The 17,676-nt window shown below is 73.2% G+C and carries 14 protein-coding genes; 5 read left to right on the top strand and 9 right to left on the bottom strand.

Annotation, left to right across the window (positions count from 1 at the left end):
- The 4 genes from ACFVZH_RS00410 to ACFVZH_RS00395 form a co-directional block, all read right to left on the bottom strand.
- Positions 1 to 867 carry a hypothetical protein gene (locus ACFVZH_RS00410; protein ID WP_384890795.1) on the bottom strand — a complete coding sequence of 289 codons (867 nt, stop codon included), beginning with the start codon at positions 865 to 867 and terminating at the stop codon, positions 1 to 3.
- Positions 864 to 2,705 (bottom strand): GMC family oxidoreductase, encoded by a 1,842-nt coding sequence (locus ACFVZH_RS00405; protein WP_384890792.1) that lies wholly within the window; start codon positions 2,703 to 2,705, stop codon positions 864 to 866. The genes ACFVZH_RS00410 and ACFVZH_RS00405 overlap by 4 nt, the downstream gene beginning before the upstream one ends.
- Entirely contained in the window at positions 2,702 to 3,076 is a 375-nt protein-coding gene (locus ACFVZH_RS00400) for a hypothetical protein (protein ID WP_384890789.1), read from the bottom strand. The genes ACFVZH_RS00405 and ACFVZH_RS00400 overlap by 4 nt, the downstream gene beginning before the upstream one ends.
- Before the next feature lie 121 nt (positions 3,077 to 3,197).
- A complete protein-coding gene (locus ACFVZH_RS00395; RefSeq protein ID WP_384890788.1) occupies positions 3,198 to 3,644 on the bottom strand; it encodes a MerR family transcriptional regulator in 447 nt (148 codons plus the stop codon).
- A gap of 28 nt (positions 3,645 to 3,672) precedes the next feature.
- Here ACFVZH_RS00395 and ACFVZH_RS00390 point away from each other — a divergent pair, with 28 nt between their 5' ends.
- Complete coding sequence (locus ACFVZH_RS00390; protein WP_384890784.1) at positions 3,673 to 4,458, top strand: methyltransferase domain-containing protein; 786 nt, start codon at positions 3,673 to 3,675, stop codon at positions 4,456 to 4,458.
- A gap of 85 nt (positions 4,459 to 4,543) precedes the next feature.
- On the opposite strand, the gene ACFVZH_RS00385 is transcribed toward ACFVZH_RS00390, so the two are convergent.
- Complete coding sequence (locus ACFVZH_RS00385; RefSeq protein WP_384890781.1) at positions 4,544 to 4,927, bottom strand: VOC family protein; 384 nt, start codon at positions 4,925 to 4,927, stop codon at positions 4,544 to 4,546.
- Positions 4,928 to 5,000: 73 nt separating this feature from the next.
- Positions 5,001 to 5,936 (bottom strand): allantoinase PuuE, encoded by a 936-nt coding sequence (gene puuE, locus ACFVZH_RS00380; RefSeq protein ID WP_384890778.1) that lies wholly within the window; start codon positions 5,934 to 5,936, stop codon positions 5,001 to 5,003.
- Between the two features lie 416 nt (positions 5,937 to 6,352).
- Here puuE and ACFVZH_RS00375 point away from each other — a divergent pair, with 416 nt between their 5' ends.
- The gene (locus tag ACFVZH_RS00375) at positions 6,353 to 7,756 is read left to right on the top strand and encodes a sulfatase (protein WP_384890775.1); all 1,404 of its coding nucleotides are present in this window, start codon (positions 6,353 to 6,355) and stop codon (positions 7,754 to 7,756) included.
- Positions 7,757 to 7,856: 100 nt separating this feature from the next.
- On the opposite strand, the gene ACFVZH_RS00370 is transcribed toward ACFVZH_RS00375, so the two are convergent.
- From ACFVZH_RS00370 to ACFVZH_RS00360, 3 genes are all read right to left on the bottom strand, one after another.
- Positions 7,857 to 8,405 (bottom strand): rhodanese-like domain-containing protein, encoded by a 549-nt coding sequence (locus ACFVZH_RS00370; protein ID WP_384890772.1) that lies wholly within the window; start codon positions 8,403 to 8,405, stop codon positions 7,857 to 7,859.
- A 300-nt stretch (positions 8,406 to 8,705) separates the two neighbouring features.
- Positions 8,706 to 12,080 (bottom strand): pyruvate carboxylase, encoded by a 3,375-nt coding sequence (locus ACFVZH_RS00365; RefSeq protein WP_384890769.1) that lies wholly within the window; start codon positions 12,078 to 12,080, stop codon positions 8,706 to 8,708.
- 277 nt (positions 12,081 to 12,357) lie between these two features.
- Positions 12,358 to 13,146, bottom strand: coding sequence for a class E sortase (locus tag ACFVZH_RS00360; protein ID WP_384890766.1), 789 nt, complete (start codon positions 13,144 to 13,146; stop codon positions 12,358 to 12,360).
- 318 nt (positions 13,147 to 13,464) lie between these two features.
- Here ACFVZH_RS00360 and ACFVZH_RS00355 point away from each other — a divergent pair, with 318 nt between their 5' ends.
- From ACFVZH_RS00355 to ACFVZH_RS00345, 3 genes are all read left to right on the top strand, one after another.
- Complete coding sequence (locus ACFVZH_RS00355; RefSeq protein ID WP_384890764.1) at positions 13,465 to 14,652, top strand: serine hydrolase domain-containing protein; 1,188 nt, start codon at positions 13,465 to 13,467, stop codon at positions 14,650 to 14,652.
- Between the two features lie 209 nt (positions 14,653 to 14,861).
- Positions 14,862 to 15,842, top strand: coding sequence for a LysR family transcriptional regulator (locus ACFVZH_RS00350; protein ID WP_384890761.1), 981 nt, complete (start codon positions 14,862 to 14,864; stop codon positions 15,840 to 15,842).
- Positions 15,843 to 16,019: 177 nt separating this feature from the next.
- Positions 16,020 to 17,621 (top strand): M4 family metallopeptidase, encoded by a 1,602-nt coding sequence (locus ACFVZH_RS00345; RefSeq protein WP_384890759.1) that lies wholly within the window; start codon positions 16,020 to 16,022, stop codon positions 17,619 to 17,621.
- The last annotated feature ends 55 nt before the right edge of the window (positions 17,622 to 17,676 follow it).

Below are 17,676 nucleotides of genomic sequence, written 5' to 3'. Positions count from 1 at the left end.
TCAGCGGCGCGGACCCGTCGGCAGGTAGTACGCGCGGTTGTGGGTGGCCACCGGCGGCGACTGGCAGGTCCAGGCGCCCGCGGCCGGTGCGCCGTCGGGGAGGACGGTGCGCAGGTCGCGGGCCAGGTCGCCGTCCGGGGCGTGGACGTCGAGGCGGGTGCGCCCGGAGTGTCCGGCGGCGGCCAGGTCGTACCAGGCGTACGGCTGGTGGACGTTCATCGGGCCGGCGAGCAGACGCCCCTCGCGGTCGGTGCCGTAACCGGTGACCGGGGCGCTGGAGGCGGCGACCGCGGTCAGGCCGTCCAGCCTCGCGGCCAGGTCGAGCAGCGGATCCGGCCCCCTCTCCAGGGTGTCGTCCGGGCCGGCCTCGGCCGCCTTGCACCGTACGGTCCAGGTCGCGCCCGCCGGTCCGTTCGGGGACGGCAGGCCGACCTCGAACCAGCCCGGGTACTTGGGTTCCGCGTACAGCTCGCGCCCCGCCCTGATCGCGAACGGGTTGTCGCACACGACGTGGAGCCGGGCGATGCCGAGCAGCTTGGTCTGGTCCCAGCCCTGCGCGTACTGGGCGTAGGTCAGCCGGGGCAGCCGGTCCGCCTCGGAAGCCGGGAAGGCGATCACGTTGAACTCGATCTCCTGGGTGACGCCGCCGCCGAACCCGTACTGCGCGAAGTACAGCTGGTAGTTGACCGAGACGAGTGCACGTCCGTCGTCGAACGCGGCCGCGGCCAGGCCCGGGTGGTGTGCGGCGAGCAGCGTGTGGACCGGGTCCGGGTCCACCAGCCAGTCGACGCCGATCTGGTGCAGCGCCCCGTAGTGGAACGGCAGCCGGAAGGGTTCGGGCACGGGCGGCAGGGGCAGCTGGGTCACGCGGGGACTCCCGGGGTGGTCGGGCCGGCGGAGAGGGGGCGGTCGCGGGCCGTCAGGTCCGCCTCGACACGCTCGGCGCTGCGCAGCGCCAGCGCCGCCATCGTCAGGGTCGGGTTGGAGGTGGCCACCGAGGGCATGCTGCCGCAGCCCACCGCGTACAGACCGGGGTGGTCCCAGCAGCGCTGCCAGGCGTCCACCACCGACGTGGTGGGGGAGTCGCCCATGACATGGGTCCCGGCGGCGTGACCGGCGCCGCGGTAGCCGTACGTACGGCCCCGGTGCTCGAAACGCCCCGGCCAGGCCGCCACCGGCGTGTAGTCCGTGTGGTCCTCGGCTCCGAGCAGCGCGAAGAGCTGGTCCGAGACGGCCCGCGCGGCGGCCATCCCCTCCTTGACGTGCTCGTCGAGGTCGTAGGTGACCAGGGGGCGGGGGAGGCCCAGCGCGTCCCGCTCGGACGGGTGCAGGGTGACCCGGTTCGCCGGGTCGGCGCCCTGCTCCATCTCGAACTGGAGGGCGAACTGGCGGCGCAGCCGGCCCCCGACCGCCTCCCTCAGCTCCTTCCCGGACAAGCCGTGTCCGGTGAGGAAGTGGTGCACGTCCGTGTCGACGGGGCCCTTCGCCCAGATCCAGCCCCACGTCCCGAACTCGACCCGGAACGGCGCCCGCAGCCGGCGCGCCGGGCCCGCGCGGAAGCCCTCGAAACCCGAGACGGAGCCGGGGCCCCGGTACGGTCCTGCGTGCTCGCCCTCGGGCAGCAGCCCCCAGGTCAGCAGGACCGGATGGTCCATCAGATTGCGTCCCACCTGGCCGCTGCGGCCGGCGAGCCCGGACAGGAGCAGCAGCCGGGCGTTCTCCACTGCGTGCGCGGCGAGCACCACGGCATCGGCGTGCGCGACGGACACCTCCCCGTCGTACGAGCGGTACTCCACCCCCGTGGCCCGCCCGCTCCCGTCGGCGAGGACACGGCTCACCACGGACCGGTCCCGGAGCGTGACGGACGCGCTCCACCGCCCCTGGGTCTTGAGCGGGGTGTACTTCGCGTACGAGGGGCAGTGCGGGATGCAGCTCGCGTTGCCGACGCACCGGCTGTCCGGATCCGGTCGGCCGCCCCGCCCCCGCGGCACATAGCCGCGGCCGCCCCCGTACCCGGGGTCCGGGACGCCGTTGCGCGCGTGCGGGGTGCCGACCACCCTCAGCTCGACCTCGCCCAGGGCGACGGGGTCCTGGACACGCCGCCCGTCCAGACGGGCCGCGAACAGGCGGTCCAGCCGCGCGGCGGGCAGCGCCCGCATCGGGAACGTGTAGCCGTCGGGGAAACGCAGCCCCAGGTGCGCGCGCTGCTCCTCGGCGTCGGCAGCCACTCCCAGGTGCTCCTCGGCGGCCCGGTAGTGAGGTTCCAGGTCGTCGTAGGTGAGCGGCCAGCGCCGTCCGTACCCGAAGGACTCGGTGTCGAAGTCCTCCGGCAGCATGCGGGGCGCCAGGCCCGTCCAGACGTTGCCGGTGCCGCCGTTCACCCGGACGTATCCACTGGCGTACGGGAGCGGGCCGTCCTGCCGCAGATGGCCCTCCGCCCGGAAGCCCCGCGGCCCGTCCGTACCGGCGAGGTCCGGCATCTCGGGCCAGGACGCCGCCGGATGGGGCGTGTAGGGGGAGCCGGGCAGCCGTGCCGCAGCCCTCAGATAGTCGGTCAGCGGATCGGGTGACGGCCCCTGGACACCGGGGTCCGCCGCCCCCGCCTCCAGGACGAGGACCCGTCGCCGACCGTCCCGGCCGAGCCGGTGCGCGACGAGCGAGCCCGCGACACCGGCGCCGACGACGATCACGTCGTACCGCGTCACCGGCCGCCCTCCCCGGCCCAGCTCCCGTACCCCCCGGGCCCGGCGGCCGGCGCGGTCAGTCCCGCCGCCTTCCACACCAGTCCCTCGGCGTAGGCGCGCGGGGACACCAGTCTCGGCGGAGGGCCGGGCCAACTGCCCGTGTACCAGAGGTACGTCACCGCCCGGGCCGCCGAGAGCCGCTCGCCGTCCGGGGCGCCGGCCGGTTCCCCCGCCTCCCGCAGCAGCCGCTCGTACCGCTGCGCGCCGAGCTCCTCCGCCGCCACCGCCCGGTACACCTCGACGAGCCCGGTGGCCGTCAGGTCCTCCCCGTCGAATCCGGTCAGCCGCGCCGACAAGGCGGTGAATCGCTGTGTCTCGTCCGTGATGGGCACGCGGGGATCGGTGCCCCGCCCCCGTCGGCCCATGCCGCGCGCCCCCGGAGCGGCCTCATCACGACCTCGCGCGCTCCCTCACACGGCGGGCGTCGGCCGGCCTGTCGTCCGACAGGCGTTCCTACGGCGCACCGGTGTCCCGGCCCCCGGTCGGTCCCGCCGTGCGCAGCGCGACGAGCCGCCGGAAGTGCGGGCAGGCGGCGATGTCGTCGTGGTCGCAGTCCAGGGCGCACCGGATCAGTGCGAGCTGGGCCTGAGCCTGTTCGATGGTGGCCCGCAGCGACTCCTGCCGGGCCGACAGGACCTCGTCGCGGCGACCGGCGTCCCCGGCCGTCAGCAGGGCGCGGATCTCGTCGAGGCCCAGACCGGCTTCCTTGGCCCCCAGGATCACCGCCGTCCGCACCAGGTCGTCGCGGCCGTACCGCCGGTGCCCGTTGGCGTCACGCGCCGGACTGAGGAGCCCCATCGACTCCCAGTGCCGTAGCACGTGTGTCGCGAGCCCGTAGTTCTCGGCCAGGGCACCGATGGTCATCGACGGGGCGGCCCCCGCGCTCTCGCTTGACTTCACGTCGACATTAAGCGCCAGCCTGACGGTCATGGCCAACACACAGGAACAGAACGACGCGGCCCGGCGGGCGGCGCGGCTGATCGCCCTGCTGGACACGCTGGACGCCCTTCCCGTCGCCCGGCGACTTCGCGAGCGGTCCTACGAGCTGCTCGCGCCGGGGCCGGGGCGAGGTCTGCGGGGAGCTGCCGTCGACGTCGGCTGCGGCACGGGTCGGGCGGTGGCCGAACTCGCCGACCGCGGCGCGCGGGCCACGGGGGTGGACATCAGCGAGGCGATGCTCGCCGAGGCCAGGCGGCGGCGGCCGGACGGCGACTTCCGGCGCGCGGGCGCGGACGGACTCCCCTTCGGGGACGGGGAGCTGGACGCCTACCGGGCCGACAAGGTCTTCCACGAACTCGACGACCCGGCCGGTGCCCTCGCGGAGGCGCACCGGGTCCTGGCGCCCGGCGGCCGAGCCCTCCTCGTCGGCCAGGACTGGGACACCTTCCTCATCGACTCCCGCGCCGCCGCCCTGACCCGTGCCGTCGTCCACGCACGGGCCGATCTCGTGCCGGGCCCCCGCACGGTACGCGGCTACCGTGGCCTCCTGCTCGACGCCTGCTTCCGGGACGTCGAAGTCGAGGTCCACACGGCCGTGTTCACGACGGCGGCGGCGCTGCCCATGATCCGCGGCCTCGCCGACGGGGCGTGCGCCGCCGGCGCGATCACCCGCGCGGAAGCCGACGCGTGGCTGGCCGAGCAGTGCGCGCGGGCCGAGGCCGATCGGCTGTTCCTGGCCGTCCCGTTCTTCGTCGCCTCCGCCACCCGGACGTGACGGGACAGCGCGACGGTGGCCGACGTGCCGCGTCCGGCGGTGCGAAGGGCGGGGAGGCGAGGGGAGGCCGCGCGGGCTTCCGGTGTCAGCCGGCCGAGGAGGCCCGGTCGGAGTCGCTGCGCAGGACGCAGAATTCGTTGCCCTCGGGATCGGCGAGGACCGCCCAGCCCGAACCGTCGGGATTCCGGTGATCGGAGACGAAGGCGGCGCCCAGACCCAGCAGCCGCGCCACCTCCTGGTCGCGCGAGGTCTCCGGGCGCAGGCACAGGTGGATCCGGTTCTTGACCGTCTTGGCCTCGGGCACCTGGTTGAAATAGAGCACCGGGCCCTCCGCCAGCGGCACCTGCACCTCCCGATCGCCCGGCCGGTTGTCCGGGTGCGGCGGACGGCCGGTCACCCCGCTCCAGAACCGGGCCAGTTCATAGGCATCCGCGCAGTCGATCGCCACGTTCTGTACTACTGAGACCATGCGCCCGAGCTTTCCCGATCTTGAGGCCGGGCGCCACCCCGGATCGCCCTCGTCTCCCGGGACGTCCTGCCGGTCAGGCCGGGCTCGGCGCGTCGCGGACTCGGAGCGGCGGAGGGTGTGCGGCCCACCAGTGCCGGGCGATCTGCTCCCGGGTCGCGACCCAGGCTCCACCGCGCCGGGCGACGTGGTCCAGGAAGCCGTCGAGCGCGCGGATGCGGCCGGGGCGGCCGATGATCCGGCCGTGCAGGCCGACGCTCATCATCCGAGGGCGTTCGCCCCCCTCCGCATGCAGGGCGTCGAAGGTGTCGACGAGGTACGCGAGCATGTCGTCCGCGGTCGTGAACCCGTGCACGAGCAGGAACTTGAAGTCGTTCGCGTCGAGGCTGTACGGCACCACGAGATGCGGGCGGCCCGCCGACCCGACGTAGAAGGGCAGGTCGTCCGAGTAGTCGTCGGAGTCGTAGAGGAAGCCGCCTTCCCCGGCGACCAGGCGCCGTGTGGCGGCGCTCGTCCGGCCGGTGTACCAGCCGACGGGGCGGCGCCCGACGAGCCGCTCGATCGTCGCGGTCGTCCGCGCGATGTCGGCGCGCTCGACGTCCTCGGGCACCTCGCGGTAGTCGATCCAGCGCCAGCCGTGGCCGGCCACCTCCCAGCCGGCGGCGCCCATCGCGCGCGCCGCGTCCGGATTGCGCTCGAGTGCCTGTCCGACGGCGTGGACGGTGAGCGGCGCACCCCGCGCCACGAGCGTCCGGTGAACGCGCCAGAACCCGGCCCGCGCGCCGTACGCGAACATCGACTCGGCGTTCAGATCGCGTCCCCCGGCCACCGGCGGCGCGCCGACGACCTCGTGGAGGAAGCCCTCCGAGGCAGCGTCGCCGTCGAGGACGTTGTGCTCGCCGCCCTCCTCGTAGTTGAGGACGAGGCTGACGGCCACACGGGCGCCGCCGGGCCAGGCCGCGTGCGGGGGCTCGGCGCCGTAGCCGACGAGATCGCGCTGGTGCTCGGACACGGGCGGCAGGCTACCCCCGGCGGTCCGCCCCGTGGACGGTCCTCCGCGGCGCCACTCCGAACCCCACACGGCCGGTCGTGCCGTCCGAGGGCCGCGGCAGGCTTCATCCGCCGTACATGGAACCGAGGCCCCGCTCCCCATATTGTCGTGGTCATGGCAGCAGACATCCTCACTGCGCGCCGTCACGTCGACCACGGGCGCGCGGCGAGCGCCCTCTGTACGGTCGCCCAGGCGCGCTGAACGCGTCCCTCCCCCCCCCGCGGGATTCCCCCACCCGGCGCCCCCGCCCGGTGCCTCGCCCCGGCGCCCCGGCCCGGTTCCCGCCGCACCCCCTTCGTCCCGCATCGCGGCCCGGCGGCTCCGAACCGCCCGTCCGGCATGCCCGTACACCGACGTATCCAGGAGGAACGGACACCATGGCAGAGAACCACCGACCCCCGGTGAGCCGCCGCGGCTTCCTCGGCGGAGCCGCCGCCGTGGCCGCCGCCACCGCCGTACCCGGTCTCGCCCAGATCGCCGCGGCCGGCCCCGCCGCTGCCGCCACCCGCCCCAACATCCTGCTGATCGTCACCGACGACCAGCCCAAGCACACCGAATGGGCCCTGCCCAAGACCGTCGCCTGGCTCGCCGACCAGGGCGTGAAGTTCACCAACGGCCACGTCACCACCCCGCTGTGCGCGCCCTCGCGCTCCAGCGTGTTCTCCGGCCGGCACGCCCACAACCACGGGGTGCGCAACAACAAGGCGTCGCACTCGCTCGACCAGAGCACCACCGTGCAGAAGTACCTCAAGCAGGCGGGCTACCGCACCGGCCTGTTCGGCAAGTACCTCAACTCCTGGACCCTGGCGGACAACCCGCCGCACTTCGAGGAGTTCGCCCTCCTCCAGCCCGGCTACGTCGACGCCCAGTGGAACGTCGACGGCACGGTCCGGACGATCAACGGCTACACCACCACCATCGTCAGGAACCGCACGCTGGACTTCCTCGACAAGGCCGCCGACGACCCCCGCCCGTGGTTCGCCTACGTCACCCCGTACGCCTCCCACGGCCCCCGCACCCCCGAGGCGAAGTACGCCGGCACCCCCGTCCCCGAGTGGAACGGCCGTCCCTCCGTCCCCGAGGGCGACCGCAGCGACAAGCCGGCCTACATCAAGAACGCCACCGGCACCCTCGCCGACGGGCGGCGGATCCGCGCCGAACAGCTGCGGACGCTGCTCTCCGTCGACGACGCGGTGCAGGCGTTCAAGGACAAGCTCCAGGCCCTCGGCCAGCTGGACAACACGCTGGTCATCTACATCGGCGACAACGGATTCAGCTGGGGCGACCACGGCTGGACCGCCAAGTCGGTGCCCTATCGGCAGGCCCACGAGGTGCCGTTCTACCTCTCCTGGCCGGCCGGCGGACTCGGCGCGGGCACCGTGGACCAGCGCATCGTCGCGAACATCGACATCGCGCCGACCATCCTCGACGCGGCCGGCATCACCCCGAACGCCCCGGTCGACGGCACCTCCCTGCTCTCCGCCCAGAGCCGCGACCACCTCCTCGTGGAATGGTGGAAGCAGGGCACCGGCGCGGGCGGCGCGCCGACCTGGTCCTCGTACGTCGCCAAGGACAAGCAGTACACGGAGTACTACGACCTGACGACCGACGGGGCCGGCACCGTCTCCGGCACCGGCCAGGTGAAGTTCCGGGAGTACTACGACCTGACGAACGACCCGAACCAGCTGACCAACAAGCTGTACGAGGCCACTCCCGCCCAGGAACAGGCTCTCGGCATCCCCGCCCTGGCGGCCGGCCTCGCCGCGGACCGCACGGCCTGACAGCGCCCGGGACCGCGGTCCGCCCCGTGTACGCCGGCCCTCCCCACACGGGGCGGACCGGCGCCCACGGGGACGGCCGCGGTCCCGGCGGCGGTGGAGATCAGCCCTGGCGCGCGGCGCCGCGGCGGTTGAAGGGAAGGCGGCCGAGGACCGCCGCCATCCCGCAGGTGTCGGTGAGCGCCGAGAACACCAGTCCTCCGGCGATCCCCGCCGACAGCAGCTGGAACGCCGGGTGGACGAGCAGCCCCAGGACCAGACCGAGCAGGACCACGCTCCCCGCGGTGAACCGCACCTGACGCTCCATCCCCCAGACCGCCCGCACGGCGCCCGGCGGATACTCCAGCCCGTGGCCGGCGGCGGCCCAGCCCCGGGTGCCGCCGGCGAGGCTCGACGCCGCGACCCCGTGGCCGGCGAGAGCCGCCGCGGCCTTCTCCGAGCGGGCACCGGAGGCGCACACCAGCAACAGGGGCCGGCTCGCGGCGGTGTCCCGCAGGTCGGCGAGGCTCTCCTCGATGCGGTCCAGAGGGACGTTCACGGCGCCCGGCAGACGGCCGGAGGCGAACTCGCCCGGCGTACGGACGTCGACCACCTCCAGCTCGGGCAGCCGGGGCTCTGCCTCGCCGATAGAGAGGGTACGGGGAATGCTCATGACGAACCTGCCCTTGGCGGCGACGGGAAGCGGCCCCGCACCGTCGCGGCAGGGACGTTCCCGGCATGCTAGACGCGCGACCCGGCCCCACCGGGCCTTCCGGGCACGCCGCCACGGGGTCGCCACACCGCTGCCATACCGCTGCAACAAGCCGAGCCGTCACGTGTCCGCCGCGCCGCCGAGCCCCGTTCCGGACGGACGGCGGCCGGGACACCTGGGTCGGTGTCCCGGCCGCCTACCGCACTACGGCACTGCCGCTCATCGCCTGTCGCTACTGCCTGCCGACAGCCGAATGCCGCCTCACGCGATCTCGACGAGGAGGTCGCCGCCCTCCACCTGCTGGATCCTGGTGATGGCCAGGCGGGAGACCCGGCCGCCGCGCGTGGCGGTGATCGACGCCTCCATCTTCATCGCCTCGATGGTGGCCACCGTCGCACCCGCCGCGACCTCGTCGCCCTCGGCGACGGCCAGCGTGACCACGCCGGCGAACGGCGCGGCGACATGGCCGGGGTCGGACCTGTCGGCCTTCTCCGTCACCGGGAGGTCGGCGGCCGCCGCGTTGTCGCGTACCTGGATCGGCCGCAACTGGCCGTTCAGGGTGGACAGGACGGTGCGCATGCCGCGTTCGTCGGCCTCGCCGATGGCCTCCAGCTCGATGAGCAGCCGTACACCGGGCCCGAAGTCGACGGTGTACTCCTTCCCGGGGCGCAGCCCGTAGAAGAAGTCCTTGCTGTCGAGCACGCTGGTGTCGCCGAACGCCTGACGGTGCGTCTCGAACGCCTTCGTCGGGCCGGGGAAGAGCAGGCGGTTCAGCGTGGCGCGCCGGTCCTTGGCCAGACCGGCGCGGTCCTCCGCCGTCAGCTCCCGCATCGGCTTGGGGCCGGGGCGGCCCTCGAGCGCCTTGCTGCGGAACGGCTCCGGCCAGCCGCCGGGCGGCGTGCCCAGCTCGCCGTGCAGGAAGCCGACGACCGAGTCGGGGATGTCGTAGCGGTGGGGCGCCGCCTCGAACGCCTCGGGTGCCACCCCGGCGCCCACGAGGTGCAGCGCGAGGTCGCCCACCACCTTCGACGACGGCGTCACCTTCACCAGCCGGCCCAGCATCCGGTCGGCGGCCGCGTACGTCGACTCGACGTCCTCGAACCGGTCGCCGAGGCCGAGCGCGACGGCCTGCGTGCGCAGGTTGGAGAGCTGCCCGCCGGGAATCTCGTGGTGGTACACACGGCCGGTCGGCGAGTCCAGCCCCGCCTCGAAGGGAGCGTAGATCTTGCGCACGCTCTCCCAGTACGGTTCCAGGTCGCCGACCGCCTGGAGGTCGAGACCGGTGGGTCGCTCGGAGTAGTCGGTCGCGGCGACGATCGCCGACAGCGACGGCTGCGAGGTGGTGCCCGCCATCGAGGCCACCGCGCCGTCCACCGCGTCCGCCCCGGCCTGGATCGCCGCGAGGTACGTGGCGAGCTGGCCGCCCGCGGTGTCGTGGGTGTGGAGGTGCACCGGCAGGTCGAACTCCCGGCGCAGCGCGGACACCAGCTTGGCCGCGGCGGGGGCGCGCAGCAGACCCGCCATGTCCTTGACCGCCAGCACGTGCGCTCCCGCGGCGACGATCCTCTCGGCCAGCCGCAGGTAGTAGTCCAGCGTGTACAGCTTCTCCGCCGGGTCGGAGAGGTCCGCCGTGTAGCACAGCGCGACCTCGGCCACCGCCGTCCCGGTCTCCCGCACGGCCTCGATGGCGGGCCGCATCTGGTCGACGTCGTTCAGCGCGTCGAAGATCCGGAAGATGTCGATGCCGGTGGCGGCGGCCTCCTGCACGAAGGCGTCGGTCACCTCCGTCGGGTAGGGCGTGTACCCCACGGTGTTACGGCCCCGCAGCAGCATCTGCAGGCAGATGTTCGGCACCGCCTCGCGCAGCGCGGCCAGCCGCTCCCACGGATCCTCGGCGAGGAAGCGCAGCGCGACGTCGTAGGTGGCGCCGCCCCAGCACTCGAGGGACAGCAGCTGCGGCATCGTGTGCGCCACCGTCGGGGCGACGGCCAGCAGGTCCTTCGTCCGCACCCGGGTCGCGAGGAGCGACTGGTGGGCGTCGCGGAAGGTGGTGTCGGTGACCCCCAGGGTCGGCGACTCGCGCAGGCTCCGCGCGAAACCCTCGGGACCGAGCGCCGCCAGCCGCTGCCGGGACCCCTCCCGCGGCTCGCCCGCGGGCAGCGGGGGCAGCTTGCCGGCCGGGGCGACCAGCACGGGCCGGGGGCCGTGCGGCTTGTTCACGGTGACGTCGGCGAGATAGGTGAGCAGCTTCGTGCCGCGGTCGGCCGAGTGGCGCGCCGTGAGCAGGTGCGGCCGCTGCTCGATGAACGCCGTCGTGACGCGGCCCGCCTGGAAGTCCGGGTCGTCGAGCACCGCCTGAAGGAAGGGGATGTTCGTGGACACGCCCCGGATGCGGAACTCGGCCACCGCGCGCCGGGCCCGGTCGACCGCGGTCCCGAAGTCCCGGCCCCGGCAGGTCAGCTTGACCAGCATCGAGTCGAAGTGGGCGCTGACCTCCGTACCCGCGTGCGTGGTGCCGCCGTCGAGGCGGATGCCCGAGCCTCCCGGAGAGCGGTACGCGCTGATCATGCCGGTGTCCGGGCGGAAGCCGTTGGCCGGGTCCTCGGTGGTGATCCGGCACTGCAGGGCGGCACCGTGCAGGACGACGGACTCCTGCGTCAGACCGAGGTCCGCCAGGGACTCCCCGGAGGCGATGCGCAGCTGGGACTGCACGAGGTCGATGTCGGTGACCTCCTCGGTCACCGTGTGCTCGACCTGGATGCGCGGGTTCATCTCGATGAAGACATGACGGCCCTCGGGGTCGAGCAGGAACTCCACGGTGCCCGCGTTGCGGTAGCCGATCCGGCGGGCGAACCTCACGGCGTCGTCGCAGATGCGCTGCCGCACCGCCGGATCGAGGTTCGGGGCGGGCGCGAGCTCGATCACCTTCTGGTGGCGCCGCTGCAGTGAGCAGTCGCGCTCGAACAGGTGGATGACGTTGCCCTCGCCGTCGGCGAGGATCTGCACCTCGATGTGACGCGGGTCGACGACGGCCTTCTCCAGGAAGACGGTCGCGTCGCCGAACGCGGACTCCGCCTCGCGGGCCGCCGCCTCGATCGACTCCCGCAGCGTCGCCGGGTCCTCGACCCGCCGCATGCCCCGGCCGCCGCCACCGGCCACGGCCTTGACGAACACCGGGAAGCCGATGCCCTCGGCGGCCGCCACCAGCTCGTCCACGTCCGTGGAGGGCGCCGAGGAACCGAGCACGGGCACGCCCGCCTCACGCGCGGCGGCGACGGCCCGCGCCTTGTTTCCCGTCAGTTCCAGGGTCTGCGCGGACGGGCCCACGAACGTGATGCCCGCCTCCTCGCACGCGCGCGCCAGCTCCGGGTTCTCGGACAGGAATCCGTAACCCGGGTACACGGCGTCGGCACCGGCCAGACGCGCGGCCCGGATGATCTCCTCCACCGAGAGGTAGGCCCGCACCGGATGCCCGGGCTCACCGATCTCGTACGCCTCGTCGGCCTTCAGCCGGTGCAGAGAATTGCGGTCCTCGTGGGGGAACACGGCCACCGTGCGCGCACCCAGTTCGTAGCCAGCGCGGAACGCGCGAATCGCGATCTCCCCGCGGTTCGCTACCAGCACCTTGCGGAACATCCTGATCCCTTCACCCTGCCGGTGATGAGCACTACGGGCCGCCGACACCTCCCCCGAGGACGTGCCGCCCCGTGAGCGGCACGCGCCCGCGTCGCGCCCGGCTCGTTCCGGCAACGCTAAGGGCTGCGCGGTGGCCTACTGAAGGTCCCACGACAGTGACATGGATCATCGCCACCACGCTGTGCGCGAGCGCCACGGCATGGATGCCGCCGCAGGCGCGGGACGCCGGGGGATCCACCCGCGCGTACGCCCGACCCGGGCCGCCGGGTATCCCTTCCTACGCCGGCCGCGCCGAAATCAGGACACCGACCTTGTCGATGCGGTGCTCGGGGTTGTGCTGGGCGTCCCGCCAGGAGTTGCCCGCCGCGTTGTCCTCCGGCGTCGCGCAGGTGGACAGCGTGATCATGGCCCGCGTCGGCTGCTCACCCGGCTCACCCGGCACCGCGGCCCGCTGCTCCGCCAGTGAGCGGGCCGAACGGAAGGACGTCGTCCGTGTCCCGGTGATCTCGTACGTGTACACGACTCCCCCCGCGGTGACGTGCACCCGATCGCCCACCCCGACCTCGGGCAGTTCCCGCAGAGGCCCTCCGGCCGACAGCCGATGAGCGGTCACCAGATAGTTGCCGACGCCCCCCGGCCCCACACCACCGCGCTCGCCGTACGGACTCGCCGCCACCCCCCGGTCCTGTATGCGGGTACCCGCACGGTCGTCGGTCGTGCCCTCGTACGGCACGACGACCAGGTCCTCGACACCGATCGACGGTATGGACAACCGGGCGGTGGTGGGCGCGTGGGGCGAGGGTGTGGCCGGAGGGGGTGTGGGCGTGGGCGTGGGGACGGTGGCCGGGGGAGCCGACGGCGTGGCCGAGGAGACCACCGCTGTCGGGCCGTGCGCTCCCGTTCCCGTGGACGTACCGCCGTCGGTGCTTCCCGCACAGCCGGCCGACGCGGCGACGCCGACGACGGTCATGACGAAGGCGGCGACGACGGCGCCCCGGGCCCGGCGAGAGCCCCGGCCGCCCGGCGGCCCCTTCGGCAGGGAGGCCGCACCGCGCATGGCATCCATGTCCCCAGGATGGCCCACTCCCCGTGCCTTGGCATCCACGGCCCTGGCACCTGCGGCCCGGCATCCACGGCATGGCGCCCACGGCCCGGCACCCGTGGCCTCGCATCGACGACCCGGCGCTCACGGCCGAGGTCCGACGCCGTCCGCGACGGGGCCGCCCGGGCCCTCCGGCCCATCGGCCCGACTCGTGCCGGGCCATGCGACGTCTGGGCCGGATGGACCACCGGGCAGGCAGGCCCCGACGGTGCGTCCGATGCTGGGGCCGACCGTCCGAACCGGGTGACCTCCGCCGCCCGGCCGCACCGCGAAGGAGTCTCCGTGTCGGCACGCCCTGAAGTCCGGTCCCGCCCGCGCGCACGCCTGCGTCTGTCCGTCGCCGCCCTGGCCGCGTCGGCGGCGCTGGCCGCCCTGGTCCAGCCCGCGCAGGCCACGGGCACGCCGCCGCCGGACAAGACCCTGCAGAAGCAGCTGGACGAGCTCGTCCGCACGGCAGGAGGGCCGCCCGGAGCGATCGCGCTGATGCGGCAGGGCGACCGGACGACGGTCTACCGGGCAGGCGTCGCCGACACGAGGACGGGCCGCCCGCCGCGCGAGACCGACCACATGCGGATCGCGAGCGTGGCCAAGGCGTTCAGCGGAGCGGTCGCCCTGCGTCTGGTGGACCGGCACAGACTGGACCTCGACGACACGATCGGCGAGCGCCTGCCGTCCCTGCCGGCCGCGTGGCACCAGGTGACGCTCCGGCAGCTGCTCAACCACACCAGCGGGCTGCCCGACTACTCCAGGGCCCCGGCGTTCGTCGACATCCTGCGCGCGGACCCCAGACACCACTTCGACTCCCGCCGGCTGCTCGACTTCGTCGCCGACCAGGACCTGCTGTTCCCGCCGGGATCGAAGTACGAGTACTCGAACTCCGACAACATCGCCGTCGCGCTGATGGCCGAGGCGGTGACGGGACGGCCGTACGAGCGTCTCCTCGACCGGCTCGTGTACCGGCCGCTCGACCTGCGGCAGACCAGCCTGCCCCAGGGCTACCGGCTGCCAAGGCCCTACCTGCACGGCTACGACGTGACCCCGCCCGCCCCGCCGGAGGACATCAGCGAGGTCCTCGGCGCGTCGGGTGTCTGGGCCTCCGGCGGCATCGTCTCCACGCCGAAGGACCTCAACGCCTTCGTCCGCGCCTGGGCCGGCGGACACGACTTCCTCTCGCCGGACACCCGCCGTCAGCAGCGCACCTTCATCGCCGGCGCCGCCTCCGAACCCGCCGGCCCCGGCGTCAACGCCGGCGGCCTCGCGATCTTCCGCTACCAGACGCGCTGCGGCACGGTCTACGGCCACACCGGCAACTTCCCCGGCTACACCCAGTTCGCCGCCGCCACAGCCGACGGCAAGCGCTCCCTCACCTTCTCGATCACCACCCAGACCAGCAAGACCGTCAAGCCCGCCCTCCTCGCCAAGGTCCGCGCCATCCAGGAGGACTTCGTCTGCGCCCTCCTCCGGCACTGACCCCACCCCCCCGCCACACCTGAGCGGCCCGGACCCCGGCTCGTGGGCCGATGCCCGTGCAAAGGGGTGGCATGGGCACGTAGATTTTGCCGTCCCGTGGTTGCTGGGGCGGCGGGGGCGGCGGACTCTTGGTGACCATGCCTTCGGGCAGCGGGTACTGCTGGTCACGGGGGGTGCAATGGGCCCTCCGCCCTGAGCGGGGAATGTTCATGCACCTCGATTTCCGGCATTTGCGGGTCCTGCTCACGGTCGCCGAGGCTGGGAGCATCCGCAAAGCGGCGGCGCGTCTTCAGTTGTCGCAGCCTGCCACGAGCGCCCAGTTGAAGCGGATAGAGCACGAGTTGGGCGGGCCGCTGTTCGTTCGCAGTGCGGAGGGCGTGAAGCCGACCGAGAACGGTCAGTATGTCCTTCGGTGTGCGAGGGACCTGGTGGTGGGCTTCGACCGGCTGCGCGAGCACGCGCGCGCCGCGGGGGAGGTCGACAGGGGGGCCGTGGCACCGCTGCGGGCCGGAGGGACGGCCGGCACTCTGGTGTCGCTCCTGATATCGGCCCTGTTCGAGCTGGTGCCGGAGAGCCGGCTCACCATCGACGCGCGCCGTTCCGTGCACACGCTGGTGAAGGCGCTGAGCTTGTCGAAGTGCGACATCGCGGTGTTCGGCGAGTTCCCGGGCTTTCCCCTTTCGGTGGGGGAGTCGGTGGTGACGCGGACGCTGCTGCGCGAGCCGGTCTTCGTTCTGCTGGCCGAGGACCATCCGCTGGCGCGGCAGGAGAGGGTCAGCCTGCGGGACCTGTGGGGCGAGGAATGGGTGATGCCGGAGGCGGATGAGAGCGGTGTGCACGCGTACCTGCATCTCACCTGCCAGGCGGCGGGATTCACGCCGCGCGTCGCGCATGTGACGCCGGACCTGGCCGTGGCGCAGATCCTCGTCGCGGGCCGGCGTGCCGTCTGCGGGGTGTGGCCGAGCGCGGACGTACCCGCCCAGGGCACGGTGCAGCGGCCGCTCGTGGACGTGCCGTTCCACCGGCGGCTGCAGCTGGCGTGGAACACGGAGTCGGTTCCGGCCGAGCTCGCCGACGCGGTGGGGGAGCGGCTGCTGGCGGCGTATCTGTCGCTGGTGCGGGAGCGGCCGCAGTACCTGGCCTGGTGGGAGAACGGCGGCGAGGAGTTCGCGCTCGGCGCGGACCGCTGACCGGCGGGGCCCTCGGCACCACAGGGCCCCCACCCGGGGCGGGGCTCTCGGCACCGTATAACCCCGGGGTTGTATCCCATATGGGATCACGTCAGGAACATGTCACCTGGTGAACACTTCGCGTCAACGTCCCAGGACGTCGTCACCCCCCACGACGAGCGAAGGAAACACCCCGTCATGCCCCGTGCCCTTCTTGCCCTCTCCACGATGGTCGCCGCCGCAGTCGTCACCACGGGGGTGATGGCCGTACCGGCGTACTCGCAGCCCGACGCGGTGCAGCACGGAACGTCCGTCCGTGACACGGCGATATCCCAGGCCGAGGCGAACGTGGCCCGGCACGCCGACACCTACGGTTTCGGGGCGGGTCAGGCGCTCCACGTGAAGGACGTCGTGATCGACGCCGACGGCACCCAGCACGTCCGTTTCGAGCGGACCTACCGCGGCCTCCCCGTCGTCGGTGGCGACTTCGTCGTCCACCAGAAGGCCGACGGGTCGCACAAGGGATCCACGCACGCCAAGGCGCACAAGGTGGCGCTCGCGTCCGTCGCCCCCGCCGTCGACGCCCAGGGCACCGCGGCCGGCGCCCTGAAGCGCTCGACCGGACTGGTGCGCGATGCCAGGTCCACCCCCGAGCTGGTCGTGTGGGCCGCCGACGGCACCCCCCGCCTGGCCTGGCGCACCACCGTGCAGGGCCTCGGCGACAAGGGGCAGCCGCACGGCGAGGTCTTCGTCACCGACGCCACCACGGGCGCGGCGATCGAGAACTACGACACCGAGCGCGAGGCGACCGGCACCGGCCACTCCGAGTACACCGGTGACATCACCCTCGACACCACGCTGCAGGCGAACGGCACCTTCGCGCTGATCGACCCGGTCCGCGGCCACATCACCAAGGACGCCCACAACGTCTCGTCCTCGTCGCTGAACAGCTCCTCCGGCACCCTGTTCACCGACGCCGACAACGTCTGGGGCGACGGCCTGAAGTTCTCCGCCGACCGCTCGACCGCCGCCGTCGACGCGCACGCCAACACGGCGAAGACGTACGACTACTACAAGAGCACCTTCGGCCGCAACGGCATCAAGAACGACGGCCGCGGCGCCACCGTCTTCGTCCACGTCGGCACCAACTGGGACAACGCCCAGTGGTCGGACGCCTGCTTCTGCATGATGACCGGCGACGGCGACGGCTCGGTCGACCCCGAGCAGGTCGACCTCGACACCATGGGCCACGAGATGACCCACGGCGTCACCTCGGCCACCGCGAACCTGCGCTACAGCGGCGAGTCCGGCGGTCTGAACGAGGCCACCAGCGACATCTTCGGCACGATGGTGGAGTGGTACGCCGCCAACTCGAGCGACACCCCGGACTACCTCTTCAGCGACCAGTCCACCCCGCCGTGGCTGCGCCGCATGGACAAGCCGTCCCTCGACGGCCGCTCCGCCGACTACTGGTCGAAGTCCGTCGGCCGGCTCGACGTGCACAACTCCTCGGGCGTCGGCAACCACTGGTTCTACCTCGCGAGCGAGGGCAGCGGCAGCAAGACGATCAACGGCGTCACCTACAACAGCCCCACGTTCAAGGGCTCCACGGTCACCGGCATCGGCAACCAGAAGGCCGCCGCCATCTGGTACCGCGCGCTGACCGTCTACATGACCTCCACCACCGACTACAAGGGTGCCCGCGCCGCGACCCTGAGCGCGGCGAAGGACCTCTACGGCGCCACCAGCACCGAGTACGCCACCACGGCGGCGGCCTGGACCGGCGTCAACGTCCTCTGACGCGCTCCCTGATCCGAACCACCTGATCCGAACCCTCCTCGGGCCCCGCCGTCAC

It is taken from the genome of Streptomyces sp. NPDC059534 (genome assembly GCF_042743475.1).
Lineage (GTDB): Bacteria > Actinomycetota > Actinomycetes > Streptomycetales > Streptomycetaceae > Streptomyces.
Note: the sequence above shows the minus strand (reverse complement) of the source record. Positions and strands in the feature narration are given on the sequence as shown.